Genomic DNA, 23838 nt, shown 5'->3' on the forward strand with positions numbered 1-23838 from the left:
TTTCGTGTTCGACCGCTGGGGAGAGCTCGTCCACCGTGCGCGCTTCACCGTTATCGCGGTGATGGTCGCCGGTCTGCTCGGGCTCGCCGGGTACGGCGCGGGCCTGAGCGATCATCTCAGTCAGAGCGGCTGGGACGATCCCGGCTCGGAGTCCGTCGCCGCGGCGAAGCTGGCCGACGGCACCTTCGGCCGGGACACGAACGGCGACGTCCTCGCGCTGTACACGGCGCCGGAGGGCAGGACGGTCGACGATCCGGAGTTCGCGGCGAAGGTCAAGGACAGCCTGAACTCGCTGGTCGCGGACCACTCCGATCAGATCCTGAAGATCAACGGCGCGTACTGGCCGACGGACGGGGCCCCCGCGGTGCCCGCTCTCGCGGACGAGTCCCGGCAGCACGCGGTGGCGTCGATCGCCATCGCCGGCGACAACGACACCGAGCTGACCAACAACTTCCGCGACGTGAAGGACGAGTTCCTCATCGACGGGGTCGACGTGCAGCTCGCCGGCCTGCAACCGATCTCCGGCGCCCTCAACGACACGATGGCGCAGGACATCAAGCGCATGGAACTGCTCGCCATCCCGGCGGTCGGCATCCTGCTGTTCTTCGTCTTCGGCGGGGTGATCGCGGCCGCGATGCCGCTGATCACCGGCGGACTGACGGTCGTCGCCGCCAACGGCATCGTGCGGCTCATCACGAACTTCACCGAGGTGAACTCGTTCGTCGCCCCGGTGGTGTCCCTGATCGGCCTGGGTCTGGCGATCGACTACGGCCTGTTCATGGTGTCCCGGTTCCGGGAGGAACTCGCCGAGGGTTACGCCACACCCGCCGCGATCCGCCGCACGGTGATGACGGCGGGACGCACCGTGGTGTTCTCCGCGACGATGGTCGTCACCAGCCTCGGCGGCCTGCTGCTGTTCCCGCAGGGATTCCTCAAGTCCGTCGCCTACGGCGCGATCGCGACGGTGTCCCTCGCGGCGATCACCTCGATCACACTGCTGCCCGCCATGCTGGCCATCCTCGGCAAGAACATCGACAAGTGGGGCTGGTCCCGGTTCGGGCAGATCCAGTCCAACGAACAGATCGAGAACAGCATCTGGGGACGCATCACCCGCTGGGTGATGCGCAACCCGCTCAAGGTCACGATTCCCACCGTGATCGGCCTGCTGCTGCTCATCGTGCCGCTGACCGGCATCAAGTTCGGCGGCATCAACGAGACCTACCTGCCGCCCGACCATCCGACCCGGCTCGCCCAGGAGCAGTTCGACGAACTGTTCCCCGGCCAGCGCGCCGAGCCGGTACGCATCGTCGTCCGCGGGGCCGAGGGGGGCGATCTCAACCAGATCATCCAGACGGCCAGCTCGGCGCCCGGCCTGGTGGAGAAGTTCACCATCGAAGGCCCCGCTCGGGACGGCGTCCGCGTCGTCAAGGCCGGCCTCGAGGACCGCAACAACTCTGCGGAGACCATCGACTATCTGCATGCGGCGCAGTGGCCCGACGGCGTGGAGGTACTCGTCGGCGGGACACCGGCGATCGAGCAGGATTCGATCGCCGCCCTGATGAACACGCTGCCGTTGATGGTGACGGTGGTCGTGGTGCTCACGACCCTGCTGATGTTCCTGGCCTTCGGGTCACTGGTGCTGCCGATCAAGGCGGCACTGATGAGCGCACTGGGCCTGGGCTCCACCCTCGGCATCCTCACGTGGATCTTCATCGACGGCCACGGCGCCGGCGCCCTGAACTTCACCCCCGGCCCCATCATGTCGCCGGTACTCGTACTCATCATCGCGATCATCTACGGCCTGTCCACCGACTACGAGGTGTTCCTGCTCTCCCGGATGGTCGAAGCCCGCTCGCAGGGGGCGAGCACCACCGAGTCCATCCGGATCGGCACGGCCCACACCGGCCGCATCATCACGGCCGCGGCGCTGATCCTGATCGTCGTGACCGGCGCCTTCGGCTTCTCGGAACTGGTGATGATGAAGTACATCGCCTACGGCATGATCGCGGCCCTGATCATCGACGCCACCGTCATCCGCATGCTGCTCGTGCCGGCGACGATGAAGCTGCTCGGCGACGACTGCTGGTGGGCACCGGCGTGGATGAAGCGCATCCAGGCCAGGATCGGGCTCGCCGAGCCGATCCTCGACAACGAGCTCATGCCGCAGGACGTGCCGGAGCTGATCACCGTCGGCATGTTCGGTCCGGCCACCGTCGCAGCCACCGGGTCGCATCGCCTGCCGACCGTCGCCGGCGTCGCCATGGACGATCCGATGACGCAGCCGCTGCCGAAGATCGCCCCACCCCGCTCGGCCGCCGAGCAGCGGCGCGTGCGCGACCTGCAGCCACCCGTCCGCCGGTCGGCGCCCCCTCGCCCACCGCGCCCGGCGGAGCCGCCGGCACGGGCCCCGGAGGGTCGGGACCGGCCGTCCCGCCGCCCGACCGGTGCCGCCCCGGCCTCGCCGCCGGCACGGCCGCAGCAGCCGGCGGCGGCGAATCCGTCGGGCCGGATCCCGACGCCGCCGCGGCCGGCTCCCACCCCGGACAGTCCCCGCCCGCCGGCACCCGAACCCCAGCCACGCCCCGAGCGGGCGCAGGCCCCGCAACCGCAGGCACAGCATCCCCTGCCGCAGCGGCCCCGCCCGCAGCAGGTCCCGGACCCGCAGACGCCGCCCCCGCCCTCGAGCGGCGAGCGGGGCGGGGTTCCCCCCACGGAGAGCCGTCGCCCTGCCACGCCCCCGTTGCCTCGCCGGCAACGCGGCGACGTGCCACCGCCGGTGACCCAGACCTACGTACGCCCGCAGGCACAGCCGCAACGGCGCTCTTCCGGCGCACCGGCCCGGGACCCGCAGGCGATCGAGAACTGGCTCTCACAGCTGCGACGGGCCAACCCGCGGACGGCGGATCAGCCGGTCACCGACGATCGGGCGCAGCCGACACCGCCGGCTGAGGCCGGCGCCCCCGCCGACGACGCCCCGGCGCAGCGGTCGCAGACCGACGAGCAGGATGCGCAGGGCGGCCGGCACGGAGGAGCCGAGAACAGCCAGTCGATCAGCGTGAGCGAACTGATCGCCCGGCAGCGCCGCGACTGACCGGCCGGATCAGTCCTGGTCGCGTCCCGGCTCCGGCGAGTCGGCTTCGCGACCGGCGAACGCCTTGGCGTAGCGGGTGCCGACCGCGAGCAGTAGCAGGCCCACGACGATGAAGGCGACGACCCGCCACACCCCTTCGAGGGCGGCGAGGTCGAACAGGAAGAGCTTGGCCAGCGCGGCAGCGGTCAGCGACAGCCCCGCGGCCAGGGCGGCGTGTGCGTACTCGGTGCGCGCGAGACCGAGCGCCAGCATCGCGGTCGCCGCGATCATCCAGCAGATGGTCGCGGCGGCGTGCCCGGCGACGAACCCCGCATCCGCGCCCCCCAGGAGGACGCCGGCCGTGACGAGCGCCGTGGTCACCGCGTACAGCACCACGAGCGCCACCCCGCTCCACATCCACGGCACGCCCCGGTCCCGGACGAGATGCAGTCGTGTCGCCGTCCACGCGAACAGCAGCGTGACCGCGGCGAGCAGGACCGCCGTGACCAGCGTGGTCACGTCGAGGCGGTCCACCGCCTGCATCCGGTCGGTGAGATTCTCGATTTCGGCCCCGTCGTAGAACATCGCGCCGCCGAGCACCCAGAAGCCGAGGCCGGCGACGAACAGCAGACGCGAGCGCATCGATGCGGCCGCGCCCGCATACCCGGCGGCGACGGCAAGCAGTACCGTGGCCGCCGCATCGGGGCTCGCACCGGTGAGGCACGCGTGCAGCAGCGCGAACGCCGCCACCGCGGCGGACGCCACCCGCAGCGGGCGCGACCGGGGACCGGCGAGCGCGAACAGCGCGAGGTACCCGGCGGCGGCCGTGGCTTCGAGTGCGACGGCAGGCCACCGGTCCAGCCGCAGACCGACCGTGAGCAGCGGCAGTGCCGCGACCGCCAGGCACACCGCGGCGACGACGTCGCCCGGGTCCCGGCGCAGCAGCAGCACCGCGGTGCCGGCGACGAAGACGGCCACCGCCACCGGGAATCCGACCAGCCAGGCCAGCTCGCCACGGTCGGCTAATTCGCCCCCGGCGATCGTCGCCAGCAGGACCGCGACGATCGGCACGACCCGCGCGAGATGCAGCAGCGCCCAGTTGCGCTGCCACTGGGCCGGGAAGCTCGCGACGAGCAACACCAGCAGGAAGCCGAGCAGCGGCAGCGGATCGCCCTCCGACAGGGCCGGGGCGAGCAGAGCGGCACCGAGCACGAGCAGCACGGCCAGGATCCGGTCCGACCAGCGCACCGCGAGCGCGACGCCCGCACCGGCGACGACGAGGGCAGCGGCCAGACCGGCGACGGCAGGCACCCACCGGTAGTACGCGGTCGCCGCGAAGAGCACCAGGTAGCCGCCCGCGAAACCGGTCGCGGCCAGGGCGGCACCGCCGACGCGTCCGCCCTCGCGTCGGTGCACCCGGATCCCCACGGCGACGAGCGCGACGGCCAGCACCGCACCGGAGACGACGCGGGGCACGGGCCCGAAGATCCCGGCCTGCGCGGCGAGCACGAGCAGCATCACGACGCCGATGAGGGTGACCGCCACCCCCGCGACGGCGAGCACCCGGCTGATCACGCCGTCGCGCTGCCACCACGGCTCCCGCGCCGGCGCCGGCGGCGGCGGCGGGACGACGGGCGGGACCGGCCGTGGGGGTGGCGGCGGGGTCCGCGACACGGACGGCGCGGGGGCCGGCACCGGCACCGGGGCCGGGGCCGGGGTGACAGCGAGGCGGTCGAGCTGGGCCCGTAGGTGCGCGACGTGCGCGCCGACGGCGAGCAGGTGCTGTTCGAGCGCGTAGCACTCGCCGGACAGCTGGGCGACGAGCCGCGGATCGAGACCGGGCGGGGTCGGCGTACTCATCCCTTCATGGTCCGCGGCTCGGCGTCCGGGGGCATGAGTATCACTACCGCAATGTTGGGCTCGTGCATCGCCTCTCGGAGTGGCAGCGGGCGTAGATGGTCAGAGGGCGGGAACGAGCTCCTCTCGGATCCAGCCGCGCAGCTGCGTGGGAGTCGTCGTGACCAGGGAGCGCTGCTGCTCGGGGACGAAGCCGTCCCGCAACCCGACCGACATCCCGAGCACGGCATCGGCCATGGCGGGCGGCATGCCTGCTGCGAGGTACTGCTGGGTCATGTCCTCGTCGGTGATCTGCTCGACGCGCACGTTGCGCCCCGTTTCCTCGCTCAGGATCGAGGCGACCTGGGCCCAGGTGAGGTCCTCGGGGCCGTGAACGGCTTGAACCCGGCGACCGCTCCAGTCGCCGTTGAGCAGCGTCGTCGTGGCGACCTCGGCGATGTCGCGTGGAGCCACCCAGCTCATCGGACTGTCGACCGGAAGCACGGTCTGCAGCAGGCCGGCTGTGATCGACTCGGTTTCGAAGAGCAGGTTGGTGAAGAAGTAACCACACCGCAGATGCGTGGCGGCCACCCCGAGTCGATCGAGAGCTACCTCAGTCGCCGCCAGACCGTCGATCTCGCCGGCCCCCCGACGCTTCTCGGCCCCCACACTGCTCTGGAAAACCACGCGACCGATCCCGTTGGACTCCACCGCCGCCCGGATCGCCTCGGTTGCCCGCGCGTAGTCGGCGAGCGGGTCTGCAGACTCGGCAGGCGGATCCACCCAGTAGATGGCGTCGACGCCGACGGTAGCGGCGACGACGTCGCTCGGTGTGCGTGAGTCGGCCTCGACTACGTCGGCACACTCGTCGATCCCGGCCGGGATGCTGCCTGGATGTCGGGTCAGCAGCAGTGGCCTGACGCCCGCCCGGATGAGCATGGTGGTCACGTGGTGGCCTACATGTCCCAGAGGTGTGGTGACTGCGATGCGCACAGTGGCTCCGTTTCGTTTCTCGGGTCTGTTCTGTCACCGTAGGAGCTGATGCGGCCTGTTCCTGTCCGCCATTTCGACGATGCTGGGGCTTATGGAGTCTGCTTCGTCGCGCTCACTTCAACTGTTGACCCTGCTCCAGACCGGCCGTGAATGGACCGCTGCCGAGCTGGCCCGCCGACTGGAAGTCAGCGAACGCACGGTGCGCCGCGACGCCGGGCGCCTGCGCGACCTCGGCTACGACGTGACCTCACGGCCTGGGCCAGGTGCCACCTATCGGCTACGCCCGAGCATGAAGATTCCCCCGCTGTTGCTCACCCCGGACGAGGTTGCAACCATCATCACCGGCCTGCTCGTACTGGAGGCTCGGGCGCCGGACGACGCGTCCGTCGCAGCCGCGCGAGCCAAGATCGAGCAAGTGCTTCCGGCCGGCTTGCGCAGGCGTGCAGCAGCGACCGCTCTCGCCACGCAGATTCTGACCGACGCGCCGTCTCCGGTGGACTGGCGACTCGTCGGAACAGTCGCCGACGCCGTGGCGACCGGCGCGCGCCTCTGCTTCGACTACACGGACCGACAGGGACTTGAATCGCAGCGGACAGTCGATCCTTATCGCCACATCCTGCGCCGGAGGCACTGGTACCTCATCGGGTACGACCTCGGCCGCGCCGACTGGAGGCTTTTCCGCCTCGACCGTGTCCAGGCGCCCAGGACCCTGCCCGGCCCGCATCACCGCCACGAGTTCCCCTACGACTCGATCGACGACTGGCTCGTGAGCGACTTCGGGGCGCATCCGCGAGCTTCGATCGACGTCCCCGATCAGTACAGCTAGCCCAGCAATCTGCGCAGGGTCGTCCCCAGCGGGTGTTTGACGTTGACGGAACCGAGGCGGACGGTCCCGTCGACGATCAGATGCAGCGGACCGAACGGGGGCCCGTTGCGCACCTTCGACTCGGCACTCGCGGCGACCGTGTCGAGACCGTTGATGTCGGCCGTGGCCTCGGCGGGAACGACCAGGGTGATGGAGCTGAGGTAGTCGTCCACCTGGATCCGCACGACCTGGGTGCGCATGACGGCCTCGGTGAAGTCGAGGGTCACCGAAGACAGCACAGTGTCGAGCCGCAGCACCGGTGGCACCTCCCACCGGCCCTTGCGGCTGAGGTTGGACATCCGGCCGCGAATGGTGGGTACATGCATGTGCGGAGACGGTGCGGGGTATGCCGGCCCGGGTGTCGGTGACGCGGGATACCCCTGCCCGGGCATCGGTGGCGCGGGATGCCCCGGGGCGGGCATCGGTGGCGCGGGATGCCCCGGGGCGGGCATCGGCGGCGCCGGGAGGGGACCGGGCTGGGTGGGGTGCGGCAGGTATTCGGGCCGCACCTGCATGCCGGGCAGGTCGACGAGTACGGCGTTCAGTTCTCCGCGGGTCTTCGCGGCCAGCGCGGTATCCATGCGTTCGGTGAACTCTCCCAGCGACAGCATCCCCTGCCCGACCGCACGTTGCAGCAATGTCCCGACGTGTTCGCGCTCGGCGTCCGAGACACGCAGATCCCTCGACTCCATGATCGACAGGGTAGGCGTTGCCGCACCCGGGGTCATCAGGGTCAGCGCTGCCGCGAGTGCGGGACGATCATGGAGTCGAGGAATCGTCACTGTCGGTTCAGATCGCCGTTGCGGGCCAGCGCGCCGCAGACGCGAAGACACCGGCGGGGTCGTAAGCCGCGCGGATCCGGGCGAGCCGCGCACGCTGGGCCGGGGTCCACGCGCTCGCCACGCGGGCGGCGGGGACACCGTCCGCTGCACCGGCGAAGTTCGTCAACGCACCCCCGGTGCCCCACGGTGCGAGTGCCTCGACGACGGACTCGAGGGCACCGGGCACCGCGTCGGCGACGGGCGGCGCCAGCACTCCGACCGTGAAGAGGTTGAACGCGGCGTCGCGGCCCCCGACCGCGTTGGCGGTCTCCGGCGGCGCGCTCAGGGCGCCACCCATCGCGCGGAGCTCGGCGAGCGTGATCGGCAGCGCGCCTGCGGGACCCGCGACGGCGAGCAGGGCGTCGAGGGCGGCGTCCGGGAGTTCCCGCAACAACAGGGAACGTTCCGTGGCGGGCATCGGATCGGTGGGGTCGGCGTGGATCGAGCCCAGCGCCGGGTACACGATCTCGGCGACGGTGTCGAGGATCGGGGTGGCCGCCGCCCGCATCGGTGCGAGCAGTGCTGTCCCGTCCTCGTGGTCGTCGACGTGCGCGAACCGCACATGCACGGCGGTGCGGCCGCGCAGCGGCTCGGGCAGTACGGGCAGGGGTGGGAAGTTGACGATCGCCAGCGAGCTGGATACGGACATCGGCGCGGCGGAGATCCAGTCCCGCCAGCGGCGCAGCACGGCCGGTGCGTCGGCGATGTCGAAGAAGAGGCCGCCGCCGTCGAGGGTCTGGATGGGAAGCAGCTCGAAGGTCATCTGGGTGACGATCCCGAACGCCGCGCCGCCGCCGAGGAGCGCCCAGAACAGGTCGGGTTCCTCGTCGGCGGTGACCCGCCGCAGCTGTCCGTCGGCGGTGACGACCTCCATCCGCAGCACCCGGTCGGCGGCGAAGCCGTGGGTGCGAGCGATCGGTCCGAGACCACCGCCGAGGGTGTACCCCACCACACCGACGTCGGGCGACGACCCGGCCAGCGGTGCCAGCCCGTGCGGGGCGGCGGCATCGAGCACCTGCCGCCAGCGGACCCCGGCCTCGACGGTGGCGGTGCGTTCGGCGCGGTTGATACTCACCCCGTCGAGGAGGGCGGTGTCGACCAGGATGCTGTTCTCCGGGGCGGGGGCGGCGCCGTGGCCGGTGGCCTGCACCGCGACGGTCAGTCCGCACTCGGCGGCGATCCGGACGGTGGTGGCGACGTCGGCGGCGCTCGAGGCGACCACCACCGCGGCGCTGCGGTGCACGGTGGCGACGTTGAAGCCGGTGGCGGACAGGCGGTAGCCCTCGTCTCCGGGGGCGTGTACCGCGCCGGCGACGGCGGCGCGGAGGCGGTCGGCGACGGGCGTGGCGGCCAGGGTCTGGAACGACTGGTGGGACATGATGCTCCTCGGAGGGGACGACTCGGGGTCCCCTCCAGGACAGCGAACGGCGCTTAGCTGCCGCTTAGCTCCGGCTGGGCACCGACGTGTCCCGTTCGGCACAGCCGGTCGAGCAGTGCGCTCACCTCCGCGCGGTCCAGGCCGGCGCCGAGACCGACATACCGTTCGAACTCGGCGTCGCCGAGCGCATCGCGGACGACCGCTACCTCGCGCGGGCCGTCGACGGGATCCATCACCTCGGGCAGGAAGCCGATGCGGCCACCGAGGGCACGGACCGCGCCGAGCAGCATCGCGCCGACGTCGGGTGTGCCGAGCCGCGCCACCAGGGCCGCGGCACTGTGGACGAGTACCAGCCACGACGTCACGTCGCCCTCGGCTTCGAGCACCGGCTGCATCACCCGGACCGCGTCGAGCGCCGCATCCGTGTCCCCGACGTCCATCGCTGTGCGCATGAGGGTCCACGACGCCGAGCCGACTGCCCAGCCGTGGCCGCAGCGCTCGCCCGTCTCCACGGCCTCCCGCAACACCTGCCGGGCCCGCTCGGGACGGCCGAGGAAGCGCAGGATCATCCCCTCGATGAGCAGCGCGTCGGCGCGCTGCCACACGGCACCTTCCCGGCGCAGGACGTCGGCACTCTCGTGCGCTGCGTGCAGGGACTCCTCGGACGGTCCCGTGATCGCGGAACAGTAGGCCCACCAGGAGCGCATCCATGCCTCGGTGACGGCATCGCCGGTGCGCGCCGCGGTCTCGGCGGACCGAAGCAGCGCAGCCGCCGCGGCGGCTGCGTCGCCCGCCAGGTAGGTGAGTCCACCCAGACCGGTCAGCGCCGACGACAGCGTCGCATCCGGGACGACGGTGGCGGAGCGCTCCACCGCCCCGAGCCCCGCCGAGATCACTCCGAGGCCCTCCCGGATGTGCCCGCGCCGGTACCAGAACCAGTAGAGCGCTCCGGCGAGCTCGAGCAGGTAGACGGCATCGCCGGCAGCTGCGGCGGACGCCGCCGCGGCGCGGTGCTCGGCGATGTCCGCAGTCAGGGCGTCGAACGTCTGCCGTGCCCGGGAACCGCGCAGGTGGGGCGTCGCCGCGAGGGCTCGTTGCAGCACGAACCGGCGGTGCACGACGGCGATCCGGTCCCGTTCGGACGCGTCCACACGTTCCAGGGCGAACTCCCGGATCGTCTGCAGCATCGAGTACCGCCGCGGCGACGACGCCGGTTCCACCCGCAACAGCGACCGTCGCACGAGTGCGGTCAGCGGCGGCAGGACGCTCAGCGGCGGCGCGCTGCCGTGCACGGCGGCAGCGCCCTCGAGATCGAAGCTGCCCGCGAACACCGCCACCTCGCGCAGCAGCCGCGCCTGCTCGTCGTCGAGGAGCCGGTAGCTCCATTCGATGGCGTCGGCGAGTCCGCGTTGCCGGGGCGGAGCGGTGCGGGAGCCGCCCTGCAGCAGGGCGAACCGGTCGCTCAGCCCCTCGGCGATCTGCTGCTCGGACAGCACCCGCAGCTGGGCCGCCGCCAGTTCGATGCCCAGCGGGATCCCGTCGAGCTCGGTGCAGATGCGGCGCACGGGTTCGGTCACCTCGTCGTGGATCGTCCAGCCCGGCACCACCCCGGCGGCCCGGACGCCGAACAGCTCGACGGCCGCATCCTCGTCCAGCGGCGGCACCTCGTAGACCCACTCGCCGTCGATGCCGAGCGGCTCCCGGCTCGTCGCCAGGATCCGCACACCCGGGCAGCGCTCGAGCAGCGCCGTCACCAGCTCCACGACCCCGTCGAGCAGGTGCTCACAGTTGTCCAGCACGAGGACGAACTCGCGGGGCGCGAGGACCGTCGCCAGGTGGTCCACGGTCCCGGGGCCGAGGATCTGCAGGGCTGCCGCGACGGTCGCGGCGACCAGCGCATCGGTGCGCACCGCCCCCAGGTCCACGAACCACGGTCCGTCGGCGGGACGCTCACCGCCCTGGCGGCACACCTCCACCGCCAGACGTGTCTTCCCGACCCCGCCGGGGCCGACGAGCGTGACCAACGGTTCCCGGGCCAGCGCCGCGGCGACCTCCACGAGTTCACGGTTGCGGGCGACGAGGGCGGTGCGTGGGGACGGCAGAGTGGAGTTCGCGTTCCGCGGGGCCGCGGCCGACGGCGGGATCACCGTGCCGAGCAGCCGGGCGTCGTCCTGCCGCAGCACCGCCGTTTCGAGTTCGCGCAGTCCGGTCCCCGGTTCGATGCCGAGTTCACCGTCGAGCACGGTGCGCACGCGGCGCAGCGCCGCCAGCGCGTCCGCTTGCAGGCCCGCCCGGTAGAGGGCGACGACGAGGAGTTCCCAGGCCCGTTCGTCGAGCGGATGCGCGGCGACGAGCCGCTCGGCGGTCTCGACGACGTCATCGGCGCCGCCCAGGTCCAGCCGGATCTGCAGCAGGGCCTTGCGGGTGCGCAACTCGACGGCCGTCAGCCGGGCGACCTCGGAGCGGACGAACTCGGCGTCGGCGACGTCGGCGTAGGGCGACCCTCGCCAGCACGACAGGGCGGTCGCGTACGCCTCGGCCGCGGCCTGAGCGGCACCTTGCTCGCGCAGCCGGTCGCCCCGTGCGACGAGGTCGGTGAACCGGACGGCATCGATCTGCTCGGCGGCGACGGCGAGCCGGTACCGCGAGCCCTCCCGGACGATCACCCCCTCGTCCCCACGTGGTCGCTGCGGGCTGAGCCGGTCGCGCAGCTTGGAGACGGCGAAGTGCAGTGAGCTCGTCTTCGGGTCGTCGACGTCGTGCCAGACCTGCTCGAGCAGCCGCTCGCCCGACACGTCGCCCGGGAACGCGACGACGAGCGCGGCGAGCAGGGCGCGCTGCCGGCTGCCACCGAGGTCGACGGGTCGTCCGTCGACGCTGACGGCGAAGCCTCCCAGTACGCCGAGCGCCACGCCAGCGATGGTCATCGGCGCTCCACCTTTCGATCGCCCAGCCTTTCGATCGCCCAGCCTTTCGATCGAGCACGTCACCGCCGCAACCGGACTGCGGAAGCGGTCGAATTCTAGAGGATCGGTGGCGCCCGGTGAGCCCGATGAGCTAGTCCAGTCCTTGTTCGATCGCGTACCGGGTGAGCTCGACGCGGTTGGCCAGCTGCAGCTTGCGCAGCGTGGCCTGGACGTGGTTCTCCACCGTGCGGTGGCTGAGGGTGAGCCGGGCGGCGATCTGCTTAGCCGACAGTCCCTTCGCGACGAGCCGCAGCACCTCGGTCTCGCGTTCGGTGAGGGTGGGCGGGGCGGCGGCTCGCCGGCCGGAGTCCGAGGACATGCGGCGGTACTCGCCGGAGGACATGCGCCGGTACTCGCCGAGGACCAGACCGGCCAGTCCGGGCGTGAACACCGCCTGCCCGGCAGCGGTCGCCCGCACGGCCTCGGCCAGCTCGGCGGCCGACGCGCTCTTGACCAGATACCCGGAGGCACCGGCCTTCACGGCCCCGAGGACGTCGTCACGCTCGGAGGACGCGGACAGCACGAGCACGCGACTGGCCGGGGAGGCCCCGAGCACGGCGACGGTGGCCTCGGTGCCGGTGCCGTCGGGCAGCGACATGTCCATCAGTACGACGGTCGGCTGCACCGCCGCGGCCCGGCGCGCGGCCGCACCGACGCCGTCGGCGGTGGCGACGACCCGGAAGCCGGCCGCCTCGAGGTCCCGCGAGACGCCGTCGCGCCACATCGGATGGTCGTCGACGACCATCACCGTGATCGGGCCGCTCGTCGCGCTGTCCTCACCCACCTCGTGCTCCCCTCTTCGGAACGCGGATCTCCCATTCGGTGCCCTCGCCGGGCGCGCTGTCGAGCACCGCGACGCCACCGAGCCACTGCGCGCGGCCGACGATCGACTTCGACACACCCATCCGGCCCTCGGCGCGGGCCTCGGCGAGCCGCCCCTCCGCGATGCCCTTCCCGTCGTCGCGGACACTGAGGATCACCTCGTCGCCGAGGTCCTCGACCAGCACGTAGGCTTTCGCGCCGGCACCCGCATGCAGCGTGGTGTTGGTCAGCGCCGTGGTGGCGACGGCCGCCAGTTCCGTGGCGCGGACGCGGTCGAGCAGGACCGGATCGGCGGGCGCGGAGACGGTGACGCCGGCACCGGCCTGGGCGCGCAGCAACGCCCGCAGGTCCACCAGTTCGTCGCCGCGGTCGAGGCGGGTGTTCTGTTCCGAGACGAGCATCCGGAGGGCGGCCTCCTGTTCCCCGGCGAGCCGGGCGAGTTCGGCGGCCTCCCCGCCGAGAGCGGTGCCGCGGCGCCGCACCAGGGCCAGCACCTGCAGCACCCCGTCGTGCACCTCGCGGGCGAGCCGGTCGCGTTCCTCGGTGGCGGCCGCCACTCGCACGGCCTGTTCGAGCTGCCGGTGGGCGCGCCGGGCGGTGGTGGTGGCGAATCCCATCGCGACGCCGACCGCGACGAGGACGGGGGCAGTCGCGTCCCGCCACAGGTCGAGGTTGATCTGGTCGCGGACGATCGCGCTGACCGACGCCATCACCAGTGCGGACGCCACGCCGGCGACGGGACCGCCGAGGATCGCGGCCGAGAGCACCGCGTTGGCGACCCAGAGGGTGGTGGGCAGCGTCTGGTGGGCGCTGTACCAGTCGTGGTCGGCGACGAGCCGCGTCGCGCCCATGAGCGCGACCGCGACGACCTGGTCGATCCCGACCACCACGGCGCGCCGGCCGACCCCCTGCGACAGCAGCACCGCCGACACCCCGGACCACACCGCCAGCAGCGCGACGAAGAACCAGCTGAGCTGCGGGGAGGTGTAGTGGGCGACGGTGGAGAACTGGGAGCTGACGGCGTAGACGACGGTGACGAGCCGGAACACCTGCGCGGCCCGCCACAGCGGCGCGTCGGGGTCGGCGCCGATCCGGTCCCGGGCGGGCACGGCGACGCGACGCGGCGGCCTGTCGTCGGCTCTGCGCCGGACCATGCGGACGGTCCCCTTCCCGGTCGGTCGTCGCGCCGAGGGTAACCGCCCGAAACGCCCGGATCACGACCATGGTGCACTGTGACGGTGGGCACAGTGGTTTGATTTGATGTCGTGTTGGGGTCCTATCGAGCCGTCGCGGCGACGTTGCGTAGTCGCTGGCCGCTCTACATGGCCTCGATGGGCGCGTCGAACCTGTTCGGCGCGCTGCTGGTGTTCGCGTTCGTCCGGTACGGCATCCCGCTGTCCGAGAACGAGAACATCATCGCGGACCGGGTCCGCAACTTCGCGGTGTTCGCGGTGTATCTGGTGTTCGCCGGGATCGTGAGCCTGACGGCGGCCGCCCTGATGCTGCGGGCGGTGGTGCGGTGGCAGCTGCGCGGCGGCCCCCCGACCCGGTCCGAGCAGATGTCCGCGCTGCACGCGCCGCTGCGGCAGGCGATCGTGCACCTGATCCTGTGGATCCTCGGCGGTGCGCTGTTCGTGTTCCTCACCGCGGAGGAGATGCCGGAGCTGGCGGTCGCGGTGGCGATCACCGTCGCGATGGCCGCCACGAGCACGTTCGGGTTCACGTACATGCTGGGCGAGCGGATCCTGCGGCCGGTGGCAGCGCGGGCCCTGAGCGAGGGGGAGTTCGACCGGACCCTCGCGCCGGGTGTCGGTACGCGCCTCGCCATGACGTGGGGGCTCGGCACGCTGATGCCGACCGGCGGCATCGCACTGCTGTGCGTCACGCAGCTGACCACCGACGTCGCGTTCCCGGCGGACGCGATGGCCTGGGCGGTGCTGGCGCTGTCGGTGATGGCGATCGGTCTGGCGGGGGTGCTGTCGTCGCTCACCGCGGCCCAGATCTCCGATCCGGTCAAGCAGCTGCGCTGGGCCATCGAGCGAGTCCAGCGCGGCGCGACGGACGTGCAGGTCGAGGTGTTCGACGGCAGCGAGATCGGACGCCTGCAGGTCGGCTTCAACCGGATGATGGCCGAGTCCGACGAGCGGCGGCGGCTGCGCCAGCTGTTCGGTCAGCATGTCGGCGAGGACGTGGCCCGCCGCGCCCTGCAGTACGGCACCGAGCTCGGCGGGGAGACCCGCTACGTCGCGGTGCTGTTCGTGGACATGGTCGGATCGACGGCGACGGCGGCCGAACGTCCGCCGGGCGAGGTCGTCGAGTTGCTCAACGAGTTCTTCCGGGTGGTGGTGGACGTCGTGGACCGGCACCACGGCTTCGTCAACAAGTTCATGGGCGACGCGGCGCTGGCGATCTTCGGCGCTCCGCTGGACCGGCCCGACGCACCCACCGCCGCGCTCGCGGCGGCCCGGGAACTGCGGTTCGCGCTGGACGAGATCACCGACCTCGACATCGGCATCGGGGTCTCGGCCGGGCTGGCGGTGGCCGGCAACATCGGCGCGGCCGAACGGTTCGAGTACACCGTCATCGGCGATCCGGTGAACGAGGCGTCGCGCCTGACCGAACTGGCGAAGCTGCGGCCGAGCCGGGTGCTCGCCTCGTCGAGCGCGTTGTACTTCGCCGACGACGAGGAACGGGCCCACTGGGAGCTCGGCGACGAGGTGCAACTCCGGGGCCGCCGCCGGGTGACGCATCTGGCCTGGCCGGTGCGGTACCCGGAATCGGGCCACGAGTGACGGGCGGCCGGGACGACCGGCGCCGAAAAGGACGATCCGCCCTCCGGGCCACTTGGCTACGCTGAATCCTGTGGCGCAGCCCCGACGTGATCCGCCAGCACCCGACGCCACGCGGCGCCGGGGTCGCTTCGGACGGGTGAAGTGGCTGCTCGCCGTGGCCCTGGTCGCACTGCTGGTGGTCGAGGGCATCTACCTGTGGCCGACGCTGGCCGACTCCTGGCGCGCCCTGACCGAACTGCACTGGGGCTGGCTGGCCGCCTGCATCCTCGCGCAGGCCCTGTCGCTGAGCGGCTTCGCGGAGGTGCAGCGCCGGCTCCTGCGTGCCGGGGAGGTCGTCGTCGGGCACGTGCGCTCGGCGTCGGTGATCTATGCGAGCACCGCGATGGCGGTGACGTTGCCGGCCGGTCCGGTGTTCTCCACCGCGTTCACCTACCAGCAGACCCGGCGCTGGGGTGCGACGCCGGTGGTGGCGTCGTGGCAGCTGGCGGTCTCAGGAGTGATCGCGGCGGTGACGCTCGCGGCGGTCGGCGTGGGCGGCGCGTTCGCGGTCGGCACGCGGGTGAGCCCGGTGACGCTGGTCCTGTCGGTCGCCGGGGTGATCGCGCTGGTCGTCGGGGTCCGGTACGTGTCCCGCAATCCGTCGTCCGTCGAATCGGCCGGGGCGTGGGTTCTCGCGCGCGTCAACCGCCTGCTGCGCAAGCCGGCCGACACCGGGATGGAGAAGTTCGAGCAGATTCTCGGGCAGATCGAGGCGGTTCATTTGGGTCGGCGCGACGGGCTCGCCACGATCGGCTGGTCGGCCGTGCACCGGACCTTCGACGTCGCGTGTCTGGGGTTCGCGTGCTGGGCGGTGGGTGGGGAGCCGTCGCTGCCGGGACTGCTGATCGCCTTCGCTGCCGCCAAAGCGGTGGGGAGCATTCCGCTGGCGCCCGGCGGGCTGGGTTTCGTCGACGGCACGTTGATCGCCACGCTCACCGCGGCCGGGATGAGCGCCTCGCAGGCCCTCGCAGCGGTGTTCGTGTACCGAGGGGTCAGCTTCATCCTGGTCGCGCTGGTGGGGTGGACGGTGGTGGCTTTCAAGTTCCGGTCGGGCCGGCACGAGGAGAGCATCGACGCCGATCTCGAACGCGAGGAACACGCCCGTTCGGTGCTCGAACGACGTCGTGGCCGGGCCGCGAGCGAGGGCACCCCCGCGCCGGAGTGACGAGTGAGATCCACCTCACACCTCAAGTAGTTGCGGAATCAATCATTCGATGCGATCGTTGACTGCATCGAAGGTTGAAACTTCAACTAAAACTCGACCAGGAGGAGCCCCATGACCACCGCCACGACCGCCACCTTCCCCGGACTCACCGCCGGCACCTGGGTCATCGACTCGGTCCACTCCACGGTGGGCTTCACCGTCCGGCACCTCGTCGTCAGCAAGGTGCGCGGCACCTTCGACGACTTCTCGGGCGCCGTGACCGTCGCCGAGGACGGCACCGCCGCCGTCGCCGCCGAGATCCAGGTCGCGTCCATCGACACCAGGAACGCCGACCGCGACGCCCACATCCGCTCCGCCGACTTCTTCGACGCCGAGCAGTTCCCCACCGCGACCTTCCGGTCCACCGGCGTGCGCACCGCCGGAAGCGACTACGTAGTCGACGGCGAGTTCACCCTGCACGGCGTCACCAAGCCCGTCGAACTGAAGCTCGAGTTCAACGGCGTGAATCCCGGCATGGGCCAGGGCCCGGTCGCCGGCTTCGAGGCCACCACCGTCCTCAACCGCAAGGACTTCGGCATCTCCATCGACATGCCGCTCGAGGGCGGCGGCGCCGTCGTCGGCGACAAGATCACCATCAACCTCGAGATCGAGGCCGGTCTGCAGGCCTGATCCCCGCTCCGCACAGCGAGCGCTCTCCCGTCCCGGAGGGCGCTCGCTGTCGTCGTCGACCTACGCTGGACGTCGTGAAGAAGTACGCACCGGCCCTGATCGACGTCGTCCTGGTCATCGTGTTCGCCGCGCTCGGACGCGCGAGCCACGACGAGGGGGGCGGCCTGGCGGGACTCGCCAACACGGCATGGCCGTTCCTGGCCGGCCTGACCGCGGGATGGATCGCGACGGCGGCTCTCTACAAGGAGAAGTTCGACCCGTGGCTGGTCGTCCCGACCGGCGTGCTCGCCTGGCTGTGCACCGTGGTCGTCGGGATGCTGCTGCGCGTCGTCACCGGCCAGGGCACCGCCGGGTCGTTCATCGTCGTCGCATCGATCGTGCTCGCGGTGTTCCTGCTCGGCTGGCGCCTGCTGGCCGGCCTCTGGCTGCGCCGGCGCGTCGACGCCGCCTGACCGTTCCGCCCTGCCCTGGCCGTACTGCGCATATCGGGCGGAGTGCGGGGCGGACGGCATCCGGAAGGCCGGCGCTGTGCGAGAGTGACAACCATGAGCGAGACCGCGCCGCCTCCCGAACGGACCCGGGAACGAACCTTCTTCGGCCAGCCGTTCGCCCTGGCCAACCTGTTCGGTGTCGAGATGTGGGAGCGATTCTCCTTCTACGGCATGCAGGGCATCCTGATCTACTACCTGTACTACTCCGCCGCCGACGGCGGACTGGGGATCAGCGAGCTGGCTGCCACGTCGATCGTCGGCGCGTACGGCGGCACGGTCTACCTGTCGACGATCCTCGGCGCCTGGATCGCGGACCGGCTGCTCGGTTCCGAGCGCACACTGTTCTACAGCGCGATCCTCATCATGCTCGGCCACATCTCCCTGGCGCTGCTACCCGGACTGGCCGGCGTGGCCGTCGGCCTGGTGTTGGTCGCGGTCGGCAGCGGCGGCCTCAAAGCGAATGCGACGTCGCTCGTCGGCGATCTGTACGACGAGCAGGACACCCGTCGCGACGCCGGGTTCTCCATCTTCTACATGGGTATCAACATCGGAGCGCTGATCGGCCCGCTGCTCACCGGCTGGGCCCAGACCGAGCTGGGCTTCCACTACGGTTTCGGGCTGGCCGCGATCGGGATGGCGCTCGGACTGCTCCAGTACACCCTCGGCCGCAAGCACCTGCGCGGGATCGGCGCCACGCCCCCGCACCCGCTGCCCGCCACCCAGCGGGTCCGCGCCGCCGGCATCGCCCTCGTCGTGCTCGCCCTGATCGCGGTGTTGTTCGCGACCGGACTGGTCACCGTCGACAACCTGTCCGATGTCGTGGTCGGCACGATCGTCGCGGCGTCCGTCGTGTACTTCGTCGTGATCCTGTCCAGCCGCCAGATCACCCCGGTCGAACGCAGCCGGGTGGTCAGCTTCATCCCGATGTTCCTGGCCAGCGCGGCCTTCTGGTCGCTGTTCCAGCAGCAGTTCACCACCGTCGCGGTCTACGCGGACAAACGCCTCGACCGCAACCTGTTCGGCTGGGACTTCCCGCCGGCATGGGTGCAGTCGATCAACCCCGTGTTCATCATCGTGTTCGCCGGTGTGTTCGCCGCGCTGTGGACCCGGCTCGGGCCCCGGCAGCCGTCGTCGCCGGCGAAGTTCGCGATGGGCACGATGCTCATGGGCGTCGCGTTCCTGTGCTTCATCCCGATGTCCGGCGGCGGCCCCAACAGCGCTCCCGTGCTCGGTCTCGCCGGCATCCTGCTGCTGTTCACGTTCGCCGAGCTGCTGCTCTCCCCTGTCGGGTTGTCCCTCGCGACGAAGCTCGCCCCGCGCAACTTCCACACCCAGATGGTGGCGCTGTTCTTCCTGTCCGTGGCGCTCGGCACGGCGATGGCCGGCACGCTCGCGAAGTACTACGACGAGGCGAACGAGAAGCCGTACTTCGCGTGGGTCGGTTTCGGCTCGATCGCGATCGGCGTCGTGCTGGCGCTGCTCTCGCCCTGGATCCGGCGGAAGATGCAGGGGGTCCACTGACCCGGCGGTGTGCACGGGCGCGGCGGACTCATCGGACGGCCAGCCACACCGCCAGCCCGAAGCCGGCGAGTGCGACCGACACCCGCAGCACGTCGGGCGGGATCCGCCGGACCACGGGCGGTCCGCACCACCCGCCCGCGACGGCCCCCAGCGCCATCGCCGCGGCCGCGCCCCAGTGCACCGGGCCGAATGCGGCGAACCCGATCGCCGCGACGAGGTTGGCCACCCCGAGCAGGAAGCTCTTGAGGATGGTGGCACGCCAGATGTGCTCGGAGGTGCAGATCAGGGTCACGGCGAGGAAGACGACGCCCGCCCCGGCCCCGAAGTAGCCCCCGTACACGGCGACGACGAACAGCAACGCCGAGTACGGTCCCGGCAGATCCCGGCCGCCGGCCAGGGCACGGATCCGCGGCTGGAGCAGCAGCGCGAGAGCCGCGAACGCCACCATGTAGGGCACCACCGCCTCGAACGATCCGGCCGGCGCCCACAGCAGCACGACGGCGCCGACGAGGCCGCCGAGCGCCGAGTACGCAGTCCACCGCCACAGCCGTGGTCCGGTGTCGACGACCTCGCGGGTCGAGTTGGCCAGCGCCCCCACGCCGACCCCCACCATCGCGACGGTGTTGGTGACGTTGGCGGCGACGGGTGGCAGCCCCACGGCGAGCAGTGCCGGGTACGACACGATGGACGCGAGGCCGGTGACGAACCCGACGAGCCCGGCGAAGAACCCCGCGACCGCGAGCAGCAGCAGGTCGACAGGGGTCACGAGCGACAAACGTACCCGGGTCCGCTTCGAGGGAACCGTCGAGGTCCGCGGCGGTCAGCCGTCGGCAGGCGGCTTGGCGAGCTCCCGGAGGAACATGTCGGCCATCTTCACCGCACGGTCGCCGCCGTCGGCGTTGGCGACGAACACCGCGAAGGCCAGATCGCCGGTGTATCCGTAGAACCATCGGTCGTCGCCGCTCGCGGCTGCGATGCCGGCCAGACCCGGATGGCCCTTCAACAGCGATGCGGGGCCGCTGCGCACGTTCTCGGCCATCGCGGCGCGCAGCGCGTCGGTCACCTGCGGTGGCAGCGGTTCGACGGCCTCGTCGACCTTCGCCGACCTGCCCTGCACGATCGCCGGCAGCGGCGCTTCACCCCGCGCGACGGACGCGGCGAGCAGCGCGGCACCGAACGGGCTGAGCAGTGCCTCGTTGCCGCCGTCCGACCCGGAGAACTGCACCACGCCCGACCGGTTGTCCCCGATCTGCGCGGTCTCGAACTCGAACCCCGGAACGTCGTAGTCGAGTCCGAGCCCGAGCCGGCGGGCGGTGGCAGCCAGATCGTCGGTACTCACCGAGACCGGGTCGACGCCGCGGTCGAGACCTGCGGCCAGGCGCACCGGATCCAGCGTTTGTCCGGCCGGGTACAGCCCGCGCGAGGCGACCGGTCCGAGTTCCATCGCCCAGTTGTTCACGTCCAGGGCCAGGACACCGCCGGTGGACGGCTGGATCGCCACGATCGCCGCGGGGGTACCCACGCTGACCACGGCTTCCTTGGCGGCGAGCTGGACGTGCGAATCGAGGGTCGCCTGCAGGTCCGGCGGCGGCGGGCCCTGGAAGCCGGCGAGCTGCACGGGGTCGGCGCCGGGTTCTTCGAGAGTGACTGCCCAGCCGGCGGTGGCGTCGCGTTCGAGCTGCCAGGCCGCGCGCAGCGGGTCGAGCAGAGGAGTGGAGATCCGCCGGTCCGCGCTGATCAGGGTCGGTGTCTTGACCACCACGACGCCCGGGATGGGCACGATCTCGTCCTCGAGGAACTGGTAGTCCTGGTCGCGCAGCTTCACCGCGGTGATGCGCGCGCCCGGGTCGGCCGCGAGGTTGCGCTGCAGCAGGTCGGCGGTGATGACCGGGGCGACCGGTTCGAGCACCTTCGCCAGCCGGGTCGTGGTGTCGACCGGGTCGGACGTGAGGGTGGGGTCGACGACGACGGCATTGATGGTCTGCTCGGCCATGAGCAACCGACCGGTGCGGTCGAAGATCTTCGGCGGGGCGGCGTCGGTGCGCACGTGGTGCACGGTGCGGGTCCGGTTCAGCTCGGGCACCAGCACCTGCGGGTCCCAGGAGATCCGCCAGCCGACGGCGAGGTTCTTCGCCACGCCGTCCACCTGGTATCCCCAGTCCTTGCCGGGCCCGAAATTCCAGTCGGCCCCCAGGGAGAAGAAGCCCGTCTGCTCGTTGAGTTCGACGAACTGGGCGACGTCGAACTCGACGTCGCCGTCCTTCATGCCCTCGAACATCTGGCGGATCGACGCCTCGGCGGCGTTCGGGTACGAGGTGAGGGCGGCCGCGCCGGCGGCATCTTGTTCGTTCAGTTCCGCGACGAAGTCGTCGACGAGTCGCTGCGCGTCGCTCCGGGGGTCGTCGAACACGCACGAGGCCATGCCCGCTGCGAGAACCACGACGGCGACCAGGGCTGTCACGCGGCCGCGCATCGTGCGCCAGTCCCGAAAACCCATAACGACCAACCTTCACTTCTGTCACTTCAGTAACAAGCACGCCCTGCCTACGATGCGATCACGATTGCGCCTCGAACCGCGCCTCACCCCCTCAGCAGGCGTCCCGCCACGTCCACTGCCGGTGCCGAACTGCCCGCTCCCGCAACGAAAACCGCGAACGCGAGGTCTTCCTGCGAGCCGACGAACCACCCGTGGGCACCGGTGCCATCACCGTACTCCGCCGTCCCCGTCTTACCGACGAGTTCGGGGATGTCCCGCAGCACACTCGCGGTTCCACCCGTGACAGTCTCCCGCATCATCGTCCGTAACGCGGCAGTGACCTCCTCCGGCGCGGCGACGGGCGCACGATCGGCCACCGCCGGCCGGCCCTCCACCAGCATCGGCAACGGAGTCGACCCGTGCGCGATGGACGCCGCCACGAGTGCCATCCCGAACGGAGACGCCGTCACCCGACCCTGGCCGATCGCGGACTCGACGCGCTCCGCCGGCGTCTGCGCCTCGGGCACGCTGCCGGTGACCGTGACCAGCCCGGGCGTGACGTAGTCGACCCCGAGCCCGAACTGCGCGGCCGCATCGGTGAGCGCGGTCGCCGGCAGGCCGACGGCGAGCCGGCCCATCGTGGTGTTGCACGAGAAGGCGAAGGCCGTGTGCAACGGCACGGAGCCGAGGTCGAAACTGTCGTCGTTGGGGATGACGCGGCCCTCGATGTTCGCCGTCCCGGGGCACGGCACCACCGTGTCGGGGGTTGCGGCCCCGGCCTGCAGCGCGGCCGAGGTGGTGACGGTCTTGAACGTCGAGCCGGGCGGATACAGCCCGGTCAGGGCGAGCGGCCCCTCGGCGTCTGCGGCGGCGTTCTGCGCCACCGCCCGCACCGCCCCGGTGGACGGTTCGATCGCGACGATCACCGCCGGTTGCTGCAGTGGCGCCAGGACCGCCTCGGCGCGCGTCTGCAGGTCCAGGTCGAACGTGGTCTGCAGGTCCGGTGCCGGCGGACCGTCGGCTCCGGCGACGCGGCGCGTGGTGCCGTCCCCGGACACGAGCCGCACGGCCCATCCGGCGGACGCGTCCTGGCCCTCCTGCCACAGCTCTCCCAGCCCGGACAGCACCGGCGAGGCCAGGGCGCGGTCGACCGTCAGCAACCGGGTCTGCCGGACGAGGCTCACTCCGGGCAGCGCGGCGAGCTGAGCTTCGATCGGCGCGAGGTCCGCCTCCCGGAGGGTCACCGCCGTCACGGGCTTGCCCGCGGCGGCGGCGACGTCGGCGGCGAGCGATGGCGCGGTGACGGTGGGCGCCGCCGTGGCGAGCAGCGGCGCGACGGCCGCCGGGTCGGCGGTGGCGTCGAGGTTCACCAGCGTCACCACCTGTTGTTCGAGGATCGGCTGCCCGCGGCGGTCGAGCACCGACGGTGCCGGACCCGTCGTCGTCGTGTAGCTCAGGGTGGCGTCGGCGGTCAGGTCCGGGGCGAGCAGCGCCGGGTCCCACTCGATGCGCCAGCCCTGCGGGTCGAGGTCGACCGCACTGCCGGACGTGCGGTACGCCCAGTCCTGCCCTTCGCCGAAGGTCCACGCGACGTCGAGGTCGAACGTGCCCGCATCAGCCGTGCCGGCGAGGTTCACGTCGGGGCGGACCGTGCCGGAACCGTCGACGCCGAGACCGTCGAACACGTCGCCGATCGTCGTGGCTGCCGCCGCGGGGTCGGTGGTGAGTTCCGCCGCGGCCTGCACGTCACCGGCCTCGAGCGCCGCCGCGAACTCGCCCACGACGGTCTCGGGCTGGTCGGGACCGAAGGAGCACCCGGCGGCCGCGAGCGCGGCGACGACGGTCGTCAGGAGCGGAACCGGTCGGCGTCGAAGGATGGGCACGACCACGATCATGCCCGAATCCGGACGGTGCCGTCGTGCACGACCGGAGCG

The 23838-nt window shown here is 71.6% G+C and carries 17 protein-coding genes; 7 read left to right on the plus strand and 10 right to left on the minus strand.

What is annotated here, in order from left to right; all coding sequences use genetic code 11:
• The first annotated feature begins 4 nt into the window (after positions 1-4).
• Positions 5-3091, plus strand: a complete 3087-nt coding sequence (locus ACM26Y_RS21650; RefSeq protein WP_416061913.1) for an MMPL family transporter — start codon at positions 5-7, stop codon at positions 3089-3091.
• A gap of 9 nt (positions 3092-3100) precedes the next feature.
• Here the strand turns inward: ACM26Y_RS21650 and ACM26Y_RS21655 are convergent, their stop codons facing one another.
• Both ACM26Y_RS21655 and ACM26Y_RS21660 read right to left on the minus strand, forming a co-directional pair.
• Entirely contained in the window at positions 3101-4930 is a 1830-nt protein-coding gene (locus ACM26Y_RS21655) for a DUF2339 domain-containing protein (RefSeq protein ID WP_416061914.1), read from the minus strand.
• A 99-nt stretch (positions 4931-5029) separates the two neighbouring features.
• Complete coding sequence (locus ACM26Y_RS21660; RefSeq protein WP_416061915.1) at positions 5030-5899, minus strand: NAD(P)H-binding protein; 870 nt, start codon at positions 5897-5899, stop codon at positions 5030-5032.
• A gap of 91 nt (positions 5900-5990) precedes the next feature.
• Between ACM26Y_RS21660 and ACM26Y_RS21665 the strand changes: the two genes are divergently transcribed.
• Positions 5991-6725, plus strand: a complete 735-nt coding sequence (locus ACM26Y_RS21665; protein WP_416061916.1) for a helix-turn-helix transcriptional regulator — start codon at positions 5991-5993, stop codon at positions 6723-6725.
• Here the strand turns inward: ACM26Y_RS21665 and ACM26Y_RS21670 are convergent.
• The 5 genes from ACM26Y_RS21670 to macS form a co-directional block, all read right to left on the minus strand.
• Complete coding sequence (locus tag ACM26Y_RS21670; protein WP_416061917.1) at positions 6722-7456, minus strand: DUF1707 SHOCT-like domain-containing protein; 735 nt, start codon at positions 7454-7456, stop codon at positions 6722-6724. The two genes, ACM26Y_RS21665 and ACM26Y_RS21670, sit on opposite strands and share 4 nt — an antisense overlap.
• A gap of 97 nt (positions 7457-7553) precedes the next feature.
• Positions 7554-8963: an FAD-binding oxidoreductase gene (locus tag ACM26Y_RS21675; RefSeq protein WP_416061918.1), complete on the minus strand. Its 1410-nt coding sequence runs from the start codon at positions 8961-8963 to the stop codon at positions 7554-7556.
• 53 nt (positions 8964-9016) lie between these two features.
• Positions 9017-11890, minus strand: coding sequence for a BTAD domain-containing putative transcriptional regulator (locus ACM26Y_RS21680; protein ID WP_416061919.1), 2874 nt, complete (start codon positions 11888-11890; stop codon positions 9017-9019).
• A gap of 130 nt (positions 11891-12020) precedes the next feature.
• Positions 12021-12674, minus strand: a complete 654-nt coding sequence (locus ACM26Y_RS21685; protein WP_414706282.1) for a response regulator — start codon at positions 12672-12674, stop codon at positions 12021-12023.
• 31 nt (positions 12675-12705) lie between these two features.
• On the minus strand, positions 12706-13905 hold the full coding sequence (gene macS / locus ACM26Y_RS21690) for a MacS family sensor histidine kinase (protein ID WP_416061920.1): 1200 nt from the start codon (positions 13903-13905) through the stop codon (positions 12706-12708).
• Positions 13906-14073: 168 nt separating this feature from the next.
• Between macS and ACM26Y_RS21695 the strand changes: the two genes are divergently transcribed.
• The 5 genes from ACM26Y_RS21695 (at position 14074) to ACM26Y_RS21715 (ending at position 19428) form a co-directional block, all read left to right on the plus strand.
• Positions 14074-15543, plus strand: a complete 1470-nt coding sequence (locus tag ACM26Y_RS21695) for an adenylate/guanylate cyclase domain-containing protein (RefSeq protein WP_416063729.1) — start codon at positions 14074-14076, stop codon at positions 15541-15543.
• 70 nt (positions 15544-15613) lie between these two features.
• Positions 15614-16747: a lysylphosphatidylglycerol synthase transmembrane domain-containing protein gene (locus ACM26Y_RS21700; protein WP_416061921.1), complete on the plus strand. Its 1134-nt coding sequence runs from the start codon at positions 15614-15616 to the stop codon at positions 16745-16747.
• Between the two features lie 111 nt (positions 16748-16858).
• On the plus strand, positions 16859-17416 hold the full coding sequence (locus tag ACM26Y_RS21705) for a YceI family protein (RefSeq protein ID WP_416061922.1): 558 nt from the start codon (positions 16859-16861) through the stop codon (positions 17414-17416).
• 74 nt (positions 17417-17490) lie between these two features.
• Positions 17491-17868, plus strand: a complete 378-nt coding sequence (locus ACM26Y_RS21710; RefSeq protein ID WP_289378659.1) for a DUF3054 domain-containing protein — start codon at positions 17491-17493, stop codon at positions 17866-17868.
• A 93-nt stretch (positions 17869-17961) separates the two neighbouring features.
• Complete coding sequence (locus ACM26Y_RS21715; protein WP_289378658.1) at positions 17962-19428, plus strand: peptide MFS transporter; 1467 nt, start codon at positions 17962-17964, stop codon at positions 19426-19428.
• Positions 19429-19456: 28 nt separating this feature from the next.
• Here the strand turns inward: ACM26Y_RS21715 and ACM26Y_RS21720 are convergent, their stop codons facing one another.
• The 3 genes from ACM26Y_RS21720 to ACM26Y_RS21730 form a co-directional block, all read right to left on the minus strand.
• Positions 19457-20194: a sulfite exporter TauE/SafE family protein gene (locus tag ACM26Y_RS21720; RefSeq protein ID WP_054373588.1), complete on the minus strand. Its 738-nt coding sequence runs from the start codon at positions 20192-20194 to the stop codon at positions 19457-19459.
• Between the two features lie 54 nt (positions 20195-20248).
• Positions 20249-21925 (minus strand): NTF2-like N-terminal transpeptidase domain-containing protein, encoded by a 1677-nt coding sequence (locus ACM26Y_RS21725; RefSeq protein WP_416061923.1) that lies wholly within the window; start codon positions 21923-21925, stop codon positions 20249-20251.
• Between the two features lie 83 nt (positions 21926-22008).
• On the minus strand, positions 22009-23799 hold the full coding sequence (locus ACM26Y_RS21730) for a penicillin-binding transpeptidase domain-containing protein (protein ID WP_416061924.1): 1791 nt from the start codon (positions 23797-23799) through the stop codon (positions 22009-22011).
• Between the last annotated feature and the right edge of the window lie 39 nt (positions 23800-23838).

The sequence above is a fragment of the Rhodococcus indonesiensis genome (assembly GCF_047782815.1).
Taxonomy (GTDB): Bacteria; Actinomycetota; Actinomycetes; order Mycobacteriales; family Mycobacteriaceae; genus Rhodococcus; species Rhodococcus indonesiensis.